We start from the raw sequence: 15,246 nt of genomic DNA, 5'->3' as shown, positions 1-15,246 counted from the left end.
TATCTAGCCGTACAGATTATAAAATCTCCGGTTTCAAAGCTCGTTCCATCAGCGATAAAACGGCTTGTTCGGCAGTAATTTCACCATTTAATAAGCGATAAACTTGACGAGAAACAGGCACTTCTATGCCGCGTTGATTGGCCAAATCAATCAACACATTAGTAGTATTGACTCCCTCAGCAGTGCTCTGCAATTCCTGCAAAATTTGCTCTAAAGACTTGCCTTCAGCCAATCCGAAACCAACCCGATAATTGCGAGATAAAGGACTATTGCAAGTAGCGAGCAAATCTCCTAAACCAGACAAACCATAAAAAGTTTCTGCGCGAGCTCCCAAACGAACTCCCACCCGAATCATTTCCGGCAAAGCGCGAGTCAGCAAAGCAGATTTAGCATTAGTTCCTAATTGTAAACCGTCGCAAACACCAGCAGCGATCGCAAATACATTTTTCAAAGTTCCACCTAACTCAGTCCCCAGCGGGTCTTCATTCACATAAACCCGAAAAATATCAGAACTGTAAATATTTTGCACTTGCTTGGCCGCCGCTAAATCCAAACTCGCCGCTACCGTTGCAGCCGGCAATCCCTGCTGAACTTCTTCCGAAAGATTGGGGCCCGAAAGTACGACTATTGAATTGTTAGGAAAGGCATTTTGCCAAATTTGAGATGGAGTGCGCGTACTCGCGGGGTCTAAACCTTTGGTGACGGTAACTATAATTGTACTGGGACTTAACTCTAAGGCAAGCAGTCGATCGACCGTTGCTCCAACTCCTTTCATCGAAACTGCGGAAACAACAACATCCGCACCTGTTATAACTGATTCTAGATTAAAAGAACTGCTGCGCGACCACAAATTAACTCGATCGCCTTTTTTGCCTCCCAGATTTGCCAGTGCTGAACCCCAAGCACCTCCGCCTAATATTGTCAAGCTTGCCATAGAATTTAGTTTAATGAATTTAACCGCAGATTAACACCGATAAATCATAGCAATCAATCTGCGTTAATCCGCGTGCATCTGCCGTTAACAAATCCTCACCCTACAAACGCGGACGCAATCCATAATGACGGTAACGCCAATAATCGCGCAAAATGCGATCGTGATCGAAACATAATTGATGGGGAATCTGCCAAGATTCAAAAATCTGTAAATTTTTAGCATCGTCGGCGGCTTGAGGTTCGCCCGTTGCAGAAGCCAAAAATACAATACTGATAGTGTGTTCGCGGGCGTCGCGATTGGGGTCGGAATAAACGTAAAATTGCTCAATTAATTCTACATTTAAGCTTGTTTCTTCTAAAGCTTCGCGTTTTGCCGCCGTTTCTACCGCTTCCCCGTAATCGACAAAACCGCCGGGAAGTGCCCAGCCGTAGGGAATATTGCGGCGTTCGATGAGTATGATCGGTCGATGGGGGCGATCGGCTAATTCGATGATAATATCAACTGTAGGAGCGGGATTTCGATAAGTCATACCATTTTAGATTAAAGAATTTAAGAATTTAACCTCGTTGTAGTTTAGCCGTGGAACGAGCCCCAGAGCCAGTTGCAGTTTAGCTGCAGAATGTGCGATCGACCTCACCTACAGTTCTACAATATACTTGCATATAATGTACGGATTGCGATCGCAGATAAAAAAGAGAGATTGAAAGTATGCCTAAGTGGCTGGGAAAAGTTTTAGGTATCGGTGCGGGTACAATCCTCCTCCTCGGTGCTAGTGGATACTGGTACGTTTTTATTGCCGGAGCACCTCAGTTAGACCCTCCGAAAGTAGTGGCTGATGCTGACTTAAATTTTCAACTCAAAACATATAAAAGTGCAGCTATGAATTCAGAGCGCACCTACGGTTTAATTTTGCCACCGGGGTACGCAAAAAACCCGAAACAGCCCTATCCAGTGATTTTTTTGCTGCACGGCGGGCACGGAGACGCGCGCGCTTATCAGGACAAAGCTGCTGTTACTTCTGTGCTTCACGATTTATATAAAAGCAAAAGATTGCCGCCATCGATTGTAATTACTCCTGACGGGAACGACAAGCGGGGTACGAGTCCTTTGTGGGACCCGCAGTATTTTGACGGGCCCAACGGTAAGGTTGGAAGCGCGATCGGCTCGGAGTTAGTGTCCATCGTAAAATCGCGCTACAGAACGCTGGAAGACCCCAAATTATGGGCAATGGGAGGACAATCTTCGGGGGGTTGGGGAGCTTTTAATATCGGTTTGCGCTACTTGAATAATTTTAATATTCTGTTCAGCCACAGTGGTTATTTTACCGATCAAAGTGGCAAGGCTAACAGTCCTAAATATTTAGTGGAAAAACTCCTTGTTAAAGATAAAAAGCAGTTGCGCGCTTATTTGGATGCGGGAGAAGCAGACGAAAAATTTCTGATTTCCACTCAACAGTTTCACGAGCAATTAAACAGTTTGGGTATAGACAATGAGTTTAACAAATTTCCGGGAGGACACGGGATTGTTGGCCCGGATGTCGGTTGGAATTATTGGCACAAGCATTTAGCTGATTCTTTGAGCTATGTTGGAAAACTGTTTAAAATATCACTGGCAACACAGAAAAATTAGAAAGGTCAACAGTGTTACCCCAAAAAACTAGGATTGGACTCTGGACTGCATCATTTTTAACCGGATTGTTAGGAGTTATTAACTTGCTGTCTGCTGTAACTCCCAGTTTACCCGATCGCCGAAATTGGTTGGAGCCGTTTTTTCCTTTTCCTGTGCGCGCAGGCGGCCATTTTTTTGCAGCAGTTATCGGATTTATGCTGCTAACTCTGGCAACTAATTTGTTGCGGCGCAAGCGGATTGCTTGGTTGCTGACAGTGGGATTGTTAATCGTTTCTATTGTAATTCATTTAGTCAAGGGATTGGATGTTGAAGAAAGTTTGCTTTCTGGGGTGCTGCTGTTTCATTTGTTGGTGATGCGGAAGACGTTTACAGCTAAATCATATCGCCCTTCAATTGCTCAAGGAATCAGGGTTTTGGTGGGGGCTTTGCTGTTTACGCTGGCTTACGGGACGGCGGGTTTTTACATTCTGGATGGGGGTTTTAAAGTTAACGGACAAGCGGTTAATTTTGATTTAGACACAGCTTTGTTCCAGACTTTTGCCATGTTTTTTACGGCGGACAATGCGGGGTTGGTTCCGCAAACTCGGTTTGCTAACTTTTTTGCAGATTCGATTTATGCTGTAGGTGCGGTAACGCTTGGTTACGCACTCTTGATGCTGCTGCGGCCGGTGCTGCTGCGAAATTCGGCAACTATTTCGGAACGGAATAAAGCTCAAGAAGTTGTAGCAATATATGGGCGGACAACGCTAGCAATACTGGCCTTGCTTCCGGATAAATCTTATTATTTTAGTCCTTCGGGAAAAAGTACGATCGCCTATGTGCCGAAAGGTAGAGGTGCGATCGCTTTGGGAGACCCCATCGGGCCTGCTGAAGACCGCAAAGAAGCAATTCTAGGGTTTCAAGAATTTTGCTATCGCAATGATTGGTGTCCAGCATTTTATCAAACTTTGCCCCAGGATCTAGAAATGTATTCTACTCTCGGTTTTCGAGTGGTGCAAATTGGCGAAGAAGCTATTGTTAATCTCAAAACTTTTACTCTCAAAGGCAAGAGCAATCAAAACTTGAGAACTGCTATCAACAGACTTACAAAAGCCGGTTATCAAATCGAATTTTACGAACCTCCTTTAAGTTCCGAATTGATGCGGCAAATGAAACTCGTGAGCGAAGAGTGGCTGCAAATGGTTCAGGGTGCGGAAAAAAGATTTTCGGTGGGTTGGTTTGACGAGGCATATGTGCGGGAAACTCGCGCCGCAGCCATCCACACTCCCGACGGTATAATTATTGCTTTTGCTAATATGATATCGGCGGGAGATGGAGTAGTTGGAGTTGATTTAATGCGGCGTCGCACTGAGGTAGAAAATGGCACGATGGAGTGTTTGTTTGCTTCGATGTTGCAGCATTGTCAAGAATTGGGATATGAAGAATTTGATTTGGGTTTGTCTGCTATGGCGGGAGTGGGAGAAGCTGAGAAATCTGGGCGGTTGGAAAAGGTTTTGATTTATCTTTCGGAACACTTGAGCAAGTTTTATAATTTTAAGGGATTGCACAGTTTTAAAGATAAGTTTGGGCCGCGGTGGGAACCGCGTTATTTTGTTTATCCGAGTTTGGGAAGTTTGCCGGATGTTGTGGTTGCTTTGATTCGGGCCGATTCGGGCGATCGACTTTTGGATTATTTGCGCCCGGGAGGGTAGAAAAGTGCGGCAAGGGATTCGCTTTCTTCGCATCTAACGGATGGATCAACTTCCCGGCTCTTCCTGGCAACCGATAGCCAGAGGGAAGAGCCTCCTTTGGGAATCCGAGCAGGCTCTTCCTCCGAATCTGCGTCTTCCGATAAAGCCGGGGAACGAGCAACATTCATGCTAAACCGCGAATTAGTACGCGCTGCTTTTGCAAAACCTCTGCATAAAGCTTTTCCAACTCAGTAATATTCTGACTGAGAGTGTATCGCTCCATCGCCCGTCGGCGTGCTTTTTGACCAAGAAGCATTCCCAACTCAGGATGATCGCAAAACAGCGGCAGCAAGGTTTGCAACTGACTCCGTACCCGCTGAGTGTTCAAAACTATCCCCGCGCCTTCCTCCAAGGCCTCGCCGTCAGCACCGGCATCCGTTGCCAAACAAGCTAAACCGCAGGCCATCGCTTCCAGCAACGACAGCGACAGTCCCTCCACCAAAGAAGGCAAAATAAATACGTCTGCACCCCGCAGAATTTCGATCCGGCGTTCCTCCTCGGCAACAAATCCGAGCCACACAATGCCATCATCTTCGCCGTAAAAAAGTTGCAGGGAGGCGGCTAGGGGCCCGTCGCCTACGATCGCCAATACGTTCCCAGGGCCAAAATTGCACTGTTTCCATGCCTTGAGCAAAGCCTCGACATTTTTCTCCTGGGCAATGCGGCCTTGGTAAACAAAAATTCGATCGGCCTTTAATTCCGACTTCAACCCCGAAGGCCCTGGAGAATATTTAACAGCATCCACACCGTTGGGAATCACAGCCACCCGTTCCTGTGGCACTCCCAACTTCACCAATATATCCCGCTGGATCTGAGAAAAAACGATCGTCGAGTCGTAGTTCGCCAAAAACGGAGCGTACAGTTGATACATCAGGTGTTGGGTTCCCGATGTCAAATTCCGCAATTTGCGATCGAACGGCGGGTGAAAAGTAGCCACCAGAGGCAAATTCAATTCTTGACAAATTTCCGGCAGCAAAAAGTCTAGAGGCGAAAGCGTCAGGGAAGCGTGAACAACATCGGGTTTGAGCCGCCGCAGAGATTTCATCAGCACTGTGCGGGACTTGAGAGTGGGAATCGTATAAATTTGCGACTTGTAGTGACAGGGTAAAGAGACTTCGTTGCAACTAGCGGGCGATAGCGAATTGGTATATGAGGTTTGAGCAATTCCCTTTCCCCATGAACTATTTGCCATGTTCCACCCCGTATTGTTCCTGTCCAGTGGGCCCGCTTCTTGGGCAAAGTGCAGGAAACTGACCTGGTATCCCCGGTCTAATAGTGCGTTGGTGACTTCCCTGGAGTAAGTGACGTTACCGCAAAAAGGTGATTTTTTTCCTAGCCAAGCGATGTGCATTCCAGTAAATCAGAGTTTGTTATTTTTTAGATTCGATCGACTTTGCTATTAGTGCTACGGGAAATATACCAGGTTAAGACACCCCCAGCGATCGCTAATCCTGCTAAACCAAAAAATACTGTCGGCAAACCCAGAAATGTTTCCGCTACCCCGGCCAAAGCCAACGGTAAACTCAAAGCGATATTAGTGGCATTGTTTTGCAGCCCGAAGACTTTTCCCCGCATTTCTTCTGGAGTTTCTGCTTGAATTGTAGTCTGCATCGGCACTCCCACCAATGAGGCAAATAAACCCAACAGGGTAATGAACAGCACCGAGAGCCACAAATGGTGTGTAAATGCAGAAAGGCCCATCAGAGCAAGTGCCATGCCGATCGATCCGATTAAACTCAGTTGGGAGTGAGAAAATTTATGGCCGAGATAGCCGACTGTCGCTGCCCCAGCAGCCATGCCAACGCCTACCGCTGCCAGCAAAAAGCCAAATTGTGAGGCTTTCATACCGGGGAGGATTTCTGCCAGCCGAACTGCTAGAACTGCCAAGGCTGCAAAAATGGAAAATAGAATAATTAGTTGAATTAAAGCATTGCGGACTTTCGGTTGATCGTTGATGTAACGCAGGCCATCTCGCAAATCTGCTAAGGGGTGCGGCGGTTCGTGTTCGACTTCGTTTTTTTCGCCTGTTTTCATCGACAGCAACAGCACTCCGGCGAAGGCGTAACTTCCGCCTACTACTAATTCTTTGCCGATGCCGAGTCCGCCGCCGAGGTTGGAAAATAGGGTGTCTGCTAAAGCTAGTAAGGGTTCTCCAACTGCAAAGCCAATAATCACCGACCCCATCATGGTTGTGGTGTAAAGGGAGTTGGCTGATAGCAGGTGACGGCGTTCCACAATTAGGGGAATCACTGACTGTTCGGCAGGAGCGAAAAATTGAGTTAGAGTCGAAACGAGGAATGTCACTAGCAGCAGCAAGCAGAATCCGAGTGGCAGTTGACCGAGTTCCCACCCGTCAGAGAGCCATAGCAGCACGGGCAATGTTAAAACAAAGCCTCCCCGCAGCAGGTTTGTGGCTACCAGCACTGCTTTTTTCGACCACCGATCTACATACACGCCTGCGGCAGCCCCGAACAGCACTGCGGGAATGGTAAAGGCGATCATGATTGCCGATACCCACCTGCTGATGGTTTGATCTGGCGCTTGAAAGCGGCTGGCTACGAGGGCGATCGTCAGTACGAGATAAACTTTATCTGCTAGTTGGGAAAAAACTTGCCCACTCCACAATGCTAGAAAATTTGGGTTTTTAAGCACTGGCAGAAATCCCGTTTCTTTTTCGGGAGTTTCGGCTAATGCTTCCGAGTCTTCTGCTGCTGGCTCTGGTGTGGGAACAGGCGGAATTGCTTCGGGTTGTTGGCTTTTGCCGTTGCTTGACTCTGTTTCGGGAGTTGTGGGAGATTTATCCATTTCTGGGTGTTCGACGTTGCTCCATTGTCGATCGGCCAAGACGGGTTCCGAGCGAAAATCGGGAAAATTTTCTCGTTCTTCCATTTTGTGATGGGTCACAGCTAAAACAGATATTGTCAAATCAGAATCGGACAGTCGCATCATAGGATTTGGGGTGGCTCGCCTGGGATGGTGGAGGTTGGGGGGATGGAAATTTCAAATTGAGGTGTTAACCCCTAAGTTTATTAATAATCTCGTAACTTTATCTCTATCTATTATCTGATGTCGCAACAACCTTGAGAATTTACCTGAAATGGCCGGCAGGTTCGGGTATCCCGCAGGCTGGGGGTGCGATGTACGATCGCCCGTTCACCTATTTAAGTCAACACTCAAAATTTAAAACTCAAAACTCTCTAGGTAAGTGTCGATCGAGCTTCCCGAGCGAATCGTGCAACCTAAATGATACTGGGCATATTGCCGCAAAATATTTTCTACTGATACCCAAGTTGTTCGATCGGCAATCCCCTCTCCTAGTTCTGGACTAGCCAACTGTTGCAGCGCTGCTAATTCCTTAGCATTGATATCAAAATTTGTCAAGTGCTTGCTGCCATTCGTTTGCCGGGAACGGGAGGCGGATTTGTACAAGCTACCGATTTCTGAAGAGAGTTCTGCCTCTAGGTTAGCTAGCTCGGGCAAGCTGAAGGTTCCCCCAGAGGGTATACTAAACCCGGTTTGCCAGTTCGGATCGGTGAAATTTGGGATGAGCGGCCCTCTGGTGGCGCAGCAAACTTGGACTTGGGGCGCGACGCCTGCTAAGGCTAGCAAGTGAAAAATGCCGTGGCAGAGGTGGGCGACAAGCACGCCGGCGGATTCGATTTCTGTGCGATCGGACAAACGCTCCAAACGGCTCAAATGTTCGCCCAGCAACCAAAAGAGTTCTTCTTGGGGTTCGTCGGAAAGGGCCGTGGCGATCGCTAATTCGGCCAGATATTGCGCGGCGGAGAGTTTTCCGAGGTTGCGGCTCAAACCCGGATGGGATTGTACCGTGTCGGCTTGGGTAATTTTGTCGAGCGATCGGCCTTTGGCAATTAGCAATTCGTTAACGACAAATAACTCGCTTCTACCGCCGATGGTCGATCGTTGTTTGCGAACACCCGGTGCTACGGCTCGAATTAAGCCGAATTCCCGCGTCAAAATTGTCAGCACTCGATCGGATTCGCCGATGGGCGCACTCTTGAGATTGATTCCAGTTGCTTTGTAAGTTCGAGTCACTCGATTTTAGATTTTAAATTTTAGATTTACTACAATACTTCGGACAGTTTCATTTTCCTCGTTGGTCGATCGACCTGGAACAGTCATTCTACTGTTGGCCATCAAAAACTGTCCGAAGTATTGTTACTAGACAGTAGCAAAAACATTCCAGCAGGCAGAACTTTTAGTTGTAGGGTGCGTAAGGGCGCACCAATTCCCCATTAGCCATAACCAATTAGGCTTTGCTAATAACTAATAACTAATGACTAATGACTTTTATCTAAATTATCGCGCTGGCGGAGTAATTCGGGGCCACGAGAAGTTCCCAAACGAGTTGCCCCAGCTACTACCAAATCTAGAGCTTGTTCATGAGTACGAATTCCGCCGGCCGCTTTAATCCCAATCCGTCCCTTGGTAACTTCCTTTAGCAGTCGCACATCGTCAACTTTCGCCGGGCCAAAAAAGCCTGTGTTGGTTTTGATGTAAGCTACACCAGCTTCCATACAAATCTCAGCTGCTAATTGTTTTTCAGGATCGGAAAGGAGCGAACTTTCGATAATTGCTTTGATGGTGAGATTAGTTTCTTCGCAAATTTGGGCTAATTCCCGGTGGAACTCGTCGATTCTTCCAGCTTTTAACAATCCTAAGTTAACAGAGACATCTAACTCTACTGCTCCATTATCCGCAGCTTCTAGAGCTTCGTAAATTTTCACCGTTGAAGTCGAAGCACCGGTGGGAAAACCTATAACTGTACAGACTTTGGGACGTTTGCCGTGCAGCAGCTCAACTGCTTGTCTGACGTAGGCGGGATACACGCAAACTGTGACAAACCCAAATCTCTCTGCTTGTTGGCAACAGTATTCTACTTGCTCTGGCGTAGCGGTGGGGTCGATCAGGCCGTAGTCGATCAAGGGGGCAATATCGATGTCTGCCTGGTTTGCAGCCATTGCTGTTTTTTCTCCGAAGTAACTACTTCCTTATTATGTAGGGAATTTACCAATCTTCGACCGAAAGCAGCCCGGGTACAACCCCTCTGAATTCATCCGTGAGGTCGCTTTCTCCAATTCTCCAATGGATTGACTTTACTCCGGCCCCGACTGAGTACAAATACTCGATGTGCAGGTATTAACTCTGGTAGGAATTGGTTTACCAATTAATTACAAAAAAATAATATTTTCGTATCTGCCTTTAGATACATTTTTTCTCTTTCTTTAGGTATACTTTGTTAAAAAGAGTTGCGGTAGAGCCTGCGCCAGCTATGCTATGGCAGAGCCTGGTGGCGTCTTCTGTTTTTACTCTTAGTAGTGCTTTAAAAACATAAAAGCCAGTGCCAAGCATGAATCATTTAGAACTCGAACAAGAAATTGGGAAAATGGCTATAGCGATGATGAGTCGCAATAGTTTAATTGGTAAAGATTTGATTGCGGATCTCAGAGGGCGGCTGTCTGTTGACAGTTTAGCTGCTTTGATGATTGTCAGTATGGAGCGTTTAATTTGGTCTGACTGCGAGTCCGTGATCTGGAGTTTGAGTTATTTGATTCCTGCTGACGTGATGGAAGAAATTCGCCGGATTACTGCGCTGGTTGTCTGCCAGCGGTTGATGGGCAAGGGTTTTGTGCTGGGGAAAGATTTTAGTATTGATGGAACAGGTCAGTTGATGTTGAGTGAGAATGCTAAAACAGCGGTTGTGGTTGCTTGAAGTGGGCAAGCAGAAGTTGGATCTATTAGCACTATGAGATTTGCAGTTGGACTTTGGGCGCTCTAGCACTCTTTGTGTGACTGCAAACCTAATTTGGGATGCGGTAATAGTGGGGTAATTCAGGCAGATTTGAGATTCGCAGCAGCTTCAATAAGCGATGAGTGCGGTTAGCTAAAAGAGCTTTTTACTAGAGGAAAATAGTTAGTTTCGACCGCAAATTGTTGAGGTTGTTACTGGTCCTGTGTACGGGCAATCACTATGTATCAAATGTTTTAGATGTTTAGTGGAATTACAGTTTTACTCCAAGTATGGTTTCATGTAGAATCATCCCTAAGATAGATACAAAATATTATGAACTTAATTCAAAACTTGGAAGCGGCTTGGTACTACCATCTGGGTTCGCGCCACCTCGAAGCTAACGATGATCATGGTGCTCTGGCAAACTTTAACAGAGCTTTGAAGTTGCAATCAGATCATTATAAGGCTTGGTTCGGCCGAGGTATGGCTCTAGGGAAATTAGAACGGCACTTAGAGGCGCTGAAGAGTTTTGATGAGGCTTTGGCGGTGGAGCCGAATGCGAGCTTTGGCTGGCACAACCGGGCTATTGCTTTAGGAAAGTTGGGCCGCTGGTTGGAGGCTCTCAACAGTTTTGATCGGGCTCTGGAGTTCAGTCCGTGTGCGGCGAGTATTTGGCACAACCGGGGACTGACACTGATCGATATGGGGCTTTACGAGAAGGCGGTTCTGAGTTTTGATCGCTCTTTAAATTTATACCCGGAGGCTGCTTGGGCGTGGTACAACCGAGGTAATGCCTTGTTGGAACTCAAGCTTTACTATCAGGCGCTCAACAGTTTTGACCGGGCGATCGAGTTTAACCCAGACGACGCAAAGGCTTGGTACAATCGCGGTATAGCTGCCCACTCAATGGGACTTTACAAACAAGCAGTGGCTAGTTTTAGCCGATCGATCGCTCTACAACCGGGCAGAGCCGAAGCTGTGGGCGAACGGAGAGTTGCTTTAGAGAAATTAGTAGGTTTAAATCAGAGAAATGCCAAGTTCACTCCCACCTCTGAGCGTCCCTTTGAAGATTATTTAATTTGGTACAACCGGGGTGTGGAATTGGCGCGCAAAGGCTGCTACTCTGAGGCGATTGCTTGCTACGAAACAGTCTTAGAAATAAATCCTGATTTTGCTAACGCTTTTTACAATAAAGCTTGCTGTTATGCGCTACTGGGATTTGCTGATTTGGCCCTTGACAATTTGCAGCGGGCTGTTGAGTTGATCCCTAATTTATACCGAGAGCTAGCTTTAGCTGATTCTGATTTAAGCTGCATTTGGAAACAAGAACGTTTTGAAGCGCTAATCCAAGGTTGATTTTACACAAAAAATAGCTCGCCAATGGGGCGAGCTATTTTTTTTTGTGGCGCAAATTCGATCGCCCTCAAGAGTATTTGTGCAATCTTTGCTATTGCACAGAAACTCGGATCGAGGGCTTGACTGGCCTCTTGGCAACTACGATCACCCGGTAAGTGCCGGATTCCGGTAGTTGAGCAAAAGTTTGACCTTCGCCTTGATCCAGAAGTTGTCCCGACGGAGATTCGATCGCCAGATCTAGATTTTTGTTGCTAGCTGTCACCCTAATTGTCTGTCCCTGCTTGCCTTGAACCGTGATGGGCTGGATTTGGTAACCGGACATTTTGAGTTTGACTGTGGCTTGTTTTTCCTTGAATGCTATGGGTATTGCGCGATCGGGTCTATAACTCCACTTAGCGCTAAAATCGCGTCCGAGTACAAAGCTGGTGGTTTCACCTTTCGGGGTAACTCGCACGCGGTAGATGCCTGACTCTGGCAACTGGCCAATCCACTGATTGTCTGATTTTTCAATAACCCCGATATTTTCACCATTGGGACTGTACAGTTCGGCTGTGAGTTGTCCCGCCCACAGGGAGAGAGTGAGTTCTCGCCCTTTGATGCCTTCAAAAATATAGGTGGTGGGTTGGTTGATGGTTTCTCGGATTTCCGAGGTTGACATTCGCTTGATCGGTTCGAGGTTGGAAACTGATTCAGAGGTAACGGGTTTGTTAAGGGTTTCTGTAATTTCCGAGGCAGCCATCAGCTCGCTCGGCGCAATTTTTGGGGCTACTGGGCTGGCAAATACTGATTTTGCCGTCATCATGAGTAGCATTCCAGTCAGTAAAATTAGTTTTTTCATGTCGCACTTCCGAGGGGGGTAAGGAATTGTATATGGTTACTTGTGTTTGCCTGTTTTCACCGGATTAAATCTGGCGATCGCACAGAGGCTACTGAAGCATATAGGATACACGTAAATATCCCGTACTTGCACAAAACCTGCGGGTAGAAAATTGGCAGTGCGGGAGCTGGGTAGTAGCCTCAATTTATCAGGACATTTTAATGATACTCCTTACGCATAATATCATCAAAGAATATTAGTAATTTGGTCGAGGAAAATTAAAACTTTTTCCGAGGATCTTGCTAAAAAAATGCCCATATCCAAAAAACGCGGTGTCTGGGGTTCAGGCTCTGCCTTGCTACTAGAAAGCCGCTAGCACCCCCACGGGGTGACAGCCCCTAGTTTTACTTTGTTTTTAACGATCGCCTAATTATCTAGGGCGCTGCAAACGCCACCTTACCCTATTTGTAGCGTGTTAAACTCTTTTTTGCGTAAGTTTTGAACCTGTTTATTTGGAGGGCGGATTTAGTTATTTTTTCTGATAACAAAAATTTGATTACTCCAAAATCCGCCCTCCCCCATGAGGTTAATTCATCTTACGAACCTGCCAGGATTTTTAGGTAAGCTTGTACTGTGTTGAACAAACCCATTTCTAAGGCTTCTGCAATTAAAGCATGACCAATTGATACTTCTAGTATATCAGGAATAGAGCAAAATTTAGCTAAATTTTGCAAATTTAAATCATGTCCGGCATTCACTCCCAAACCTGCTGCTTTGGCAGCTTGAGCGGCTAAAACATATTGTTGAAAAACAAGTTCTACTCTCCCTTCGCGAAAAGCACTTGCGTAGGGTTCCGTGTACAATTCTACTCTATCTGCTCCAACTTCTTTTGCTAGCGGCATGAGAGCAGCATCTGCGTCCATAAATAAGCTGACTCTGATGCCATTGTCTTTTAATTTTTCAATGATTGGTAAGAGGCGATCGCGATTTTCGGGAATATTCCAACCGCTATCCGATGTTAGCACGTCGGGAGCGTCCGGGACTAAGGTACACTGAGCCGGTTTTACGTCGCAAACTATATCCATAAATGGCGGCTGAAACGGATTTCCTTCGATGTTGAACTCAACAGTTAGCATTTTAGCTAATTCGTAAACATCGGCAGCTTTGATGTGCCTTTCGTCTGGGCGGGGATGGACGGTAATGCCGTGAGCTCCGGCAGCAATTACTGTTTTTGCGGCTTCGGTAACGCTGGGGATGCCGATATTTCGAGAGTTTCTGAGGAGGGCGATTCTGTTGATGTTGACGCTGAGTTTTGTCACGGGATGTTACTCTTTAAGGTTGATGTTACTATATTAATCGCTTTCGGTACGAAACTTTGAGCCTATTGCGGTAGTGTTGGGGTGTTATACAAGTAAAAATTAGCTTCTGCAAGCGGTAAACTTTCTGCAAAAAAAGCCTCAGCTATTTGCTGTTTTGCTTTCAAATCTTCAAGGCTGACAATGCAGAAAAGTGGTGCGACTCGATCGACTATTTCGGACGGAAAATCTCGGGTGAAATATTTTAGTCCAAAGTCGTATCTGTGGGGACGGTAAATCATGCCCAGCAGTTCGACTAAGGGTAGAAGTGTCCAATTGTGATAGTTGCCGATCGCATCTACTAAATGTTGGCGATAAATCTCTTTTTTTACCAGAGGTTGCAGCAAATCAAAAAGGATTTTAATTTCGTTGAATCGGGTTTGCATTTGGGATAAATGCTGGTTTTTATCCAAAGGTGGCGGTACAATTAGATTAGCTTTGTCAAAGGCGAGCGGGACTTGTCCGTGTCTCTCTATTTCCAAGAAGCCGTTGCGGCTGCTGCGCCGGAAAACGGCAAAATCAATTAGCAAAAATGGCGGGGTTTCTTTGAGCCGCCAAAAGCACTGCGACTGACCGTGCCAAGCGGGTTCGGGAACTCGATATTTGAGTTCGATTTCGCCAATTTCTGCGAGCGTTTTTTCAACAATATCAAAGGTTTGTTGCACGCAGTTATCTTCAACCACAACTGCAATATCAAGGTCTGACCACTCGTCTGTGTATCCGTGGGCTGCTGAACCTCCTTGCCACAAAGCGAGAACAAAATCTAAAGGTTGTAAGGTAGAAACAATCTTTTCGAGAATGATTTGTCTCATGGAATCAAGCTATACTGTTTGTTTTCCCTGGCTTGCACAAGTTTAACAAACGATCGCGTGTTGAGATTGCTCCGCGACAGTTGTCCGAGGAGTTGCTAATGCTTCCGGTTGTGCACTGCTGCCAAAAATTACACTGGAAGCTGCAAGGGAAAGTGGCAATCTTTGGGAAAGTGCGCTCGCCCGCGATTGAAAATCAATCTTAAATTGTCAGAATCAGAAACTTGTCCGCTGTCCGGTAACATGAGAAAGGATTAATTTTTAACAGCGCGGCATGGCTACTATTTGGGAACTCGACTTTTACAGCCGTCCAATCATAGACGAGCGAGAGAAAAAAAAATGGGAAGTGTTGATCTGCGAAAGCCCGCTGAATGTAGGCGACAAGGCCGAATCTCTGTTTCGCTACTCGCAATTCTGCTCCAGTTCTACCGTGAATTCCCTGTGGCTGGCGGGTGCAATTAAAGAGGCGATCGCCGCAGCACCGAAACGACCTGAAAAAATCCGCTTTTTCCGCCGCCAAATGGCGAACATGATTACCAAAGCCTGCGATGACTTGGACATCCCCGCCGCCTGCAGCCGCCGCACCCTCGCCCTTAGCCTGTGGCTGGAAGAACGGATGCAAAACGTTTATCCCGCCGAACCGGGCTATCAACCGGTTGTGAACCCAAGTGTTCAATTTATACCCGAAACGCCAGTTGCGCTGCCGGATGCTTTAATCGGCGAAAAATGGGCGTTTGTGAGTTTGCCGATCGCAGCTTTTGATGAAATGTCCGAGTGGGATATCGGATTTGGCGAAGCTTTCGGCCTGCCGATGACACGCCTCGCCCCAGAAACGCAAATTCCGGGACTAATTATCTACTCGTC

General features: G+C 46.6%; 14 protein-coding genes. 5 read left to right on the top strand and 9 right to left on the bottom strand.

The window, feature by feature from the left end:
- Positions 1–16: 16 nt before the first annotated feature.
- On the bottom strand, positions 17–934 hold the full coding sequence (locus tag QUA38_RS20465; RefSeq protein WP_333164936.1) for an NAD(P)H-dependent glycerol-3-phosphate dehydrogenase: 918 nt from the start codon (positions 932–934) through the stop codon (positions 17–19).
- A 100-nt stretch (positions 935–1,034) separates the two neighbouring features.
- Entirely contained in the window at positions 1,035–1,463 is a 429-nt protein-coding gene (locus tag QUA38_RS20460; protein ID WP_006635308.1) for an NUDIX domain-containing protein, read from the bottom strand.
- Positions 1,464–1,642: 179 nt separating this feature from the next.
- Here QUA38_RS20460 and QUA38_RS20455 point away from each other — a divergent pair, with 179 nt between their 5' ends.
- Positions 1,643–2,563, top strand: coding sequence for an alpha/beta hydrolase-fold protein (locus tag QUA38_RS20455; protein WP_333164932.1), 921 nt, complete (start codon positions 1,643–1,645; stop codon positions 2,561–2,563).
- Positions 2,564–2,574: 11 nt separating this feature from the next.
- The gene (locus tag QUA38_RS20450; protein ID WP_333164930.1) at positions 2,575–4,254 is read left to right on the top strand and encodes a phosphatidylglycerol lysyltransferase domain-containing protein; all 1,680 of its coding nucleotides are present in this window, start codon (positions 2,575–2,577) and stop codon (positions 4,252–4,254) included.
- Between the two features lie 163 nt (positions 4,255–4,417).
- Here QUA38_RS20450 and QUA38_RS20445 read toward each other — a convergent pair whose 3' ends face one another.
- The 4 genes from QUA38_RS20445 to deoC form a co-directional block, all read right to left on the bottom strand.
- On the bottom strand, positions 4,418–5,644 hold the full coding sequence (locus tag QUA38_RS20445) for a glycosyltransferase family 4 protein (RefSeq protein ID WP_333164928.1): 1,227 nt from the start codon (positions 5,642–5,644) through the stop codon (positions 4,418–4,420).
- 26 nt (positions 5,645–5,670) lie between these two features.
- Positions 5,671–7,242, bottom strand: a complete 1,572-nt coding sequence (locus QUA38_RS20440) for an MFS transporter (protein WP_333164925.1) — start codon at positions 7,240–7,242, stop codon at positions 5,671–5,673.
- Between the two features lie 231 nt (positions 7,243–7,473).
- The gene (gene recO, locus QUA38_RS20435) at positions 7,474–8,349 is read right to left on the bottom strand and encodes a DNA repair protein RecO (RefSeq protein ID WP_333164922.1); all 876 of its coding nucleotides are present in this window, start codon (positions 8,347–8,349) and stop codon (positions 7,474–7,476) included.
- A gap of 245 nt (positions 8,350–8,594) precedes the next feature.
- On the bottom strand, positions 8,595–9,275 hold the full coding sequence (deoC, locus tag QUA38_RS20430; protein WP_333076519.1) for a deoxyribose-phosphate aldolase: 681 nt from the start codon (positions 9,273–9,275) through the stop codon (positions 8,595–8,597).
- A 389-nt stretch (positions 9,276–9,664) separates the two neighbouring features.
- On the opposite strand from deoC, the gene QUA38_RS20425 reads away from it, so the two are divergent.
- Both QUA38_RS20425 and QUA38_RS20420 read left to right on the top strand, forming a co-directional pair.
- A complete protein-coding gene (locus QUA38_RS20425; protein ID WP_333164920.1) occupies positions 9,665–10,027 on the top strand; it encodes a hypothetical protein in 363 nt (120 codons plus the stop codon).
- A 351-nt stretch (positions 10,028–10,378) separates the two neighbouring features.
- Positions 10,379–11,401, top strand: coding sequence for a tetratricopeptide repeat protein (locus QUA38_RS20420; RefSeq protein ID WP_333095716.1), 1,023 nt, complete (start codon positions 10,379–10,381; stop codon positions 11,399–11,401).
- 91 nt (positions 11,402–11,492) lie between these two features.
- On the opposite strand, the gene QUA38_RS20415 is transcribed toward QUA38_RS20420, so the two are convergent.
- The 3 genes from QUA38_RS20415 to QUA38_RS20405 all read right to left on the bottom strand — a co-directional run bounded on the left by QUA38_RS20415 (position 11,493) and on the right by QUA38_RS20405 (position 14,385).
- Positions 11,493–12,239 carry a hypothetical protein gene (locus QUA38_RS20415; RefSeq protein ID WP_333164918.1) on the bottom strand — a complete coding sequence of 249 codons (747 nt, stop codon included), beginning with the start codon at positions 12,237–12,239 and terminating at the stop codon, positions 11,493–11,495.
- Between the two features lie 575 nt (positions 12,240–12,814).
- Positions 12,815–13,537 carry a pyridoxine 5'-phosphate synthase gene (locus QUA38_RS20410; protein ID WP_333164916.1) on the bottom strand — a complete coding sequence of 241 codons (723 nt, stop codon included), beginning with the start codon at positions 13,535–13,537 and terminating at the stop codon, positions 12,815–12,817.
- A 62-nt stretch (positions 13,538–13,599) separates the two neighbouring features.
- On the bottom strand, positions 13,600–14,385 hold the full coding sequence (locus tag QUA38_RS20405; protein WP_333164914.1) for a nucleotidyltransferase domain-containing protein: 786 nt from the start codon (positions 14,383–14,385) through the stop codon (positions 13,600–13,602).
- Between the two features lie 271 nt (positions 14,386–14,656).
- On the opposite strand from QUA38_RS20405, the gene QUA38_RS20400 reads away from it, so the two are divergent.
- A partial coding sequence (locus tag QUA38_RS20400; protein ID WP_333164912.1) for a Tab2/Atab2 family RNA-binding protein occupies positions 14,657–15,246 on the top strand: 590 nt, incomplete at its 3' end.

This window comes from Microcoleus sp. Pol12B4 (assembly GCF_036701385.1).
GTDB lineage: Bacteria > Cyanobacteriota > Cyanobacteriia > Cyanobacteriales > Microcoleaceae > Microcoleus.
Note: the sequence above shows the minus strand (reverse complement) of the source record. Positions and strands in the feature narration are given on the sequence as shown.

What these genes read in the sequence shown, in the direction of transcription:
- QUA38_RS20465 (WP_333164936.1), bottom strand. Translation starts at nt 934, where the DNA reads ATGGCAAGCTTGACAATATTAGGCGGAGGTGCTTGGGGTTCAGCACTG.
- QUA38_RS20460 (WP_006635308.1), bottom strand. Translation starts at nt 1,463, where the DNA reads ATGACTTATCGAAATCCCGCTCCTACAGTTGATATTATCATCGAATTA.
- QUA38_RS20455 (WP_333164932.1), top strand. Translation starts at nt 1,643, where the DNA reads ATGCCTAAGTGGCTGGGAAAAGTTTTAGGTATCGGTGCGGGTACAATC.
- QUA38_RS20445 (WP_333164928.1), bottom strand. Translation starts at nt 5,644, where the DNA reads ATGCACATCGCTTGGCTAGGAAAAAAATCACCTTTTTGCGGTAACGTC.
- QUA38_RS20440 (WP_333164925.1), bottom strand. Translation starts at nt 7,242, where the DNA reads ATGATGCGACTGTCCGATTCTGATTTGACAATATCTGTTTTAGCTGTG.
- deoC (WP_333076519.1), bottom strand. Translation starts at nt 9,275, where the DNA reads ATGGCTGCAAACCAGGCAGACATCGATATTGCCCCCTTGATCGACTAC.
- QUA38_RS20425 (WP_333164920.1), top strand. Translation starts at nt 9,665, where the DNA reads ATGAATCATTTAGAACTCGAACAAGAAATTGGGAAAATGGCTATAGCG.
- QUA38_RS20420 (WP_333095716.1), top strand. Translation starts at nt 10,379, where the DNA reads ATGAACTTAATTCAAAACTTGGAAGCGGCTTGGTACTACCATCTGGGT.
- QUA38_RS20415 (WP_333164918.1), bottom strand. Translation starts at nt 12,239, where the DNA reads ATGAAAAAACTAATTTTACTGACTGGAATGCTACTCATGATGACGGCA.
- QUA38_RS20405 (WP_333164914.1), bottom strand. Translation starts at nt 14,385, where the DNA reads ATGAGACAAATCATTCTCGAAAAGATTGTTTCTACCTTACAACCTTTA.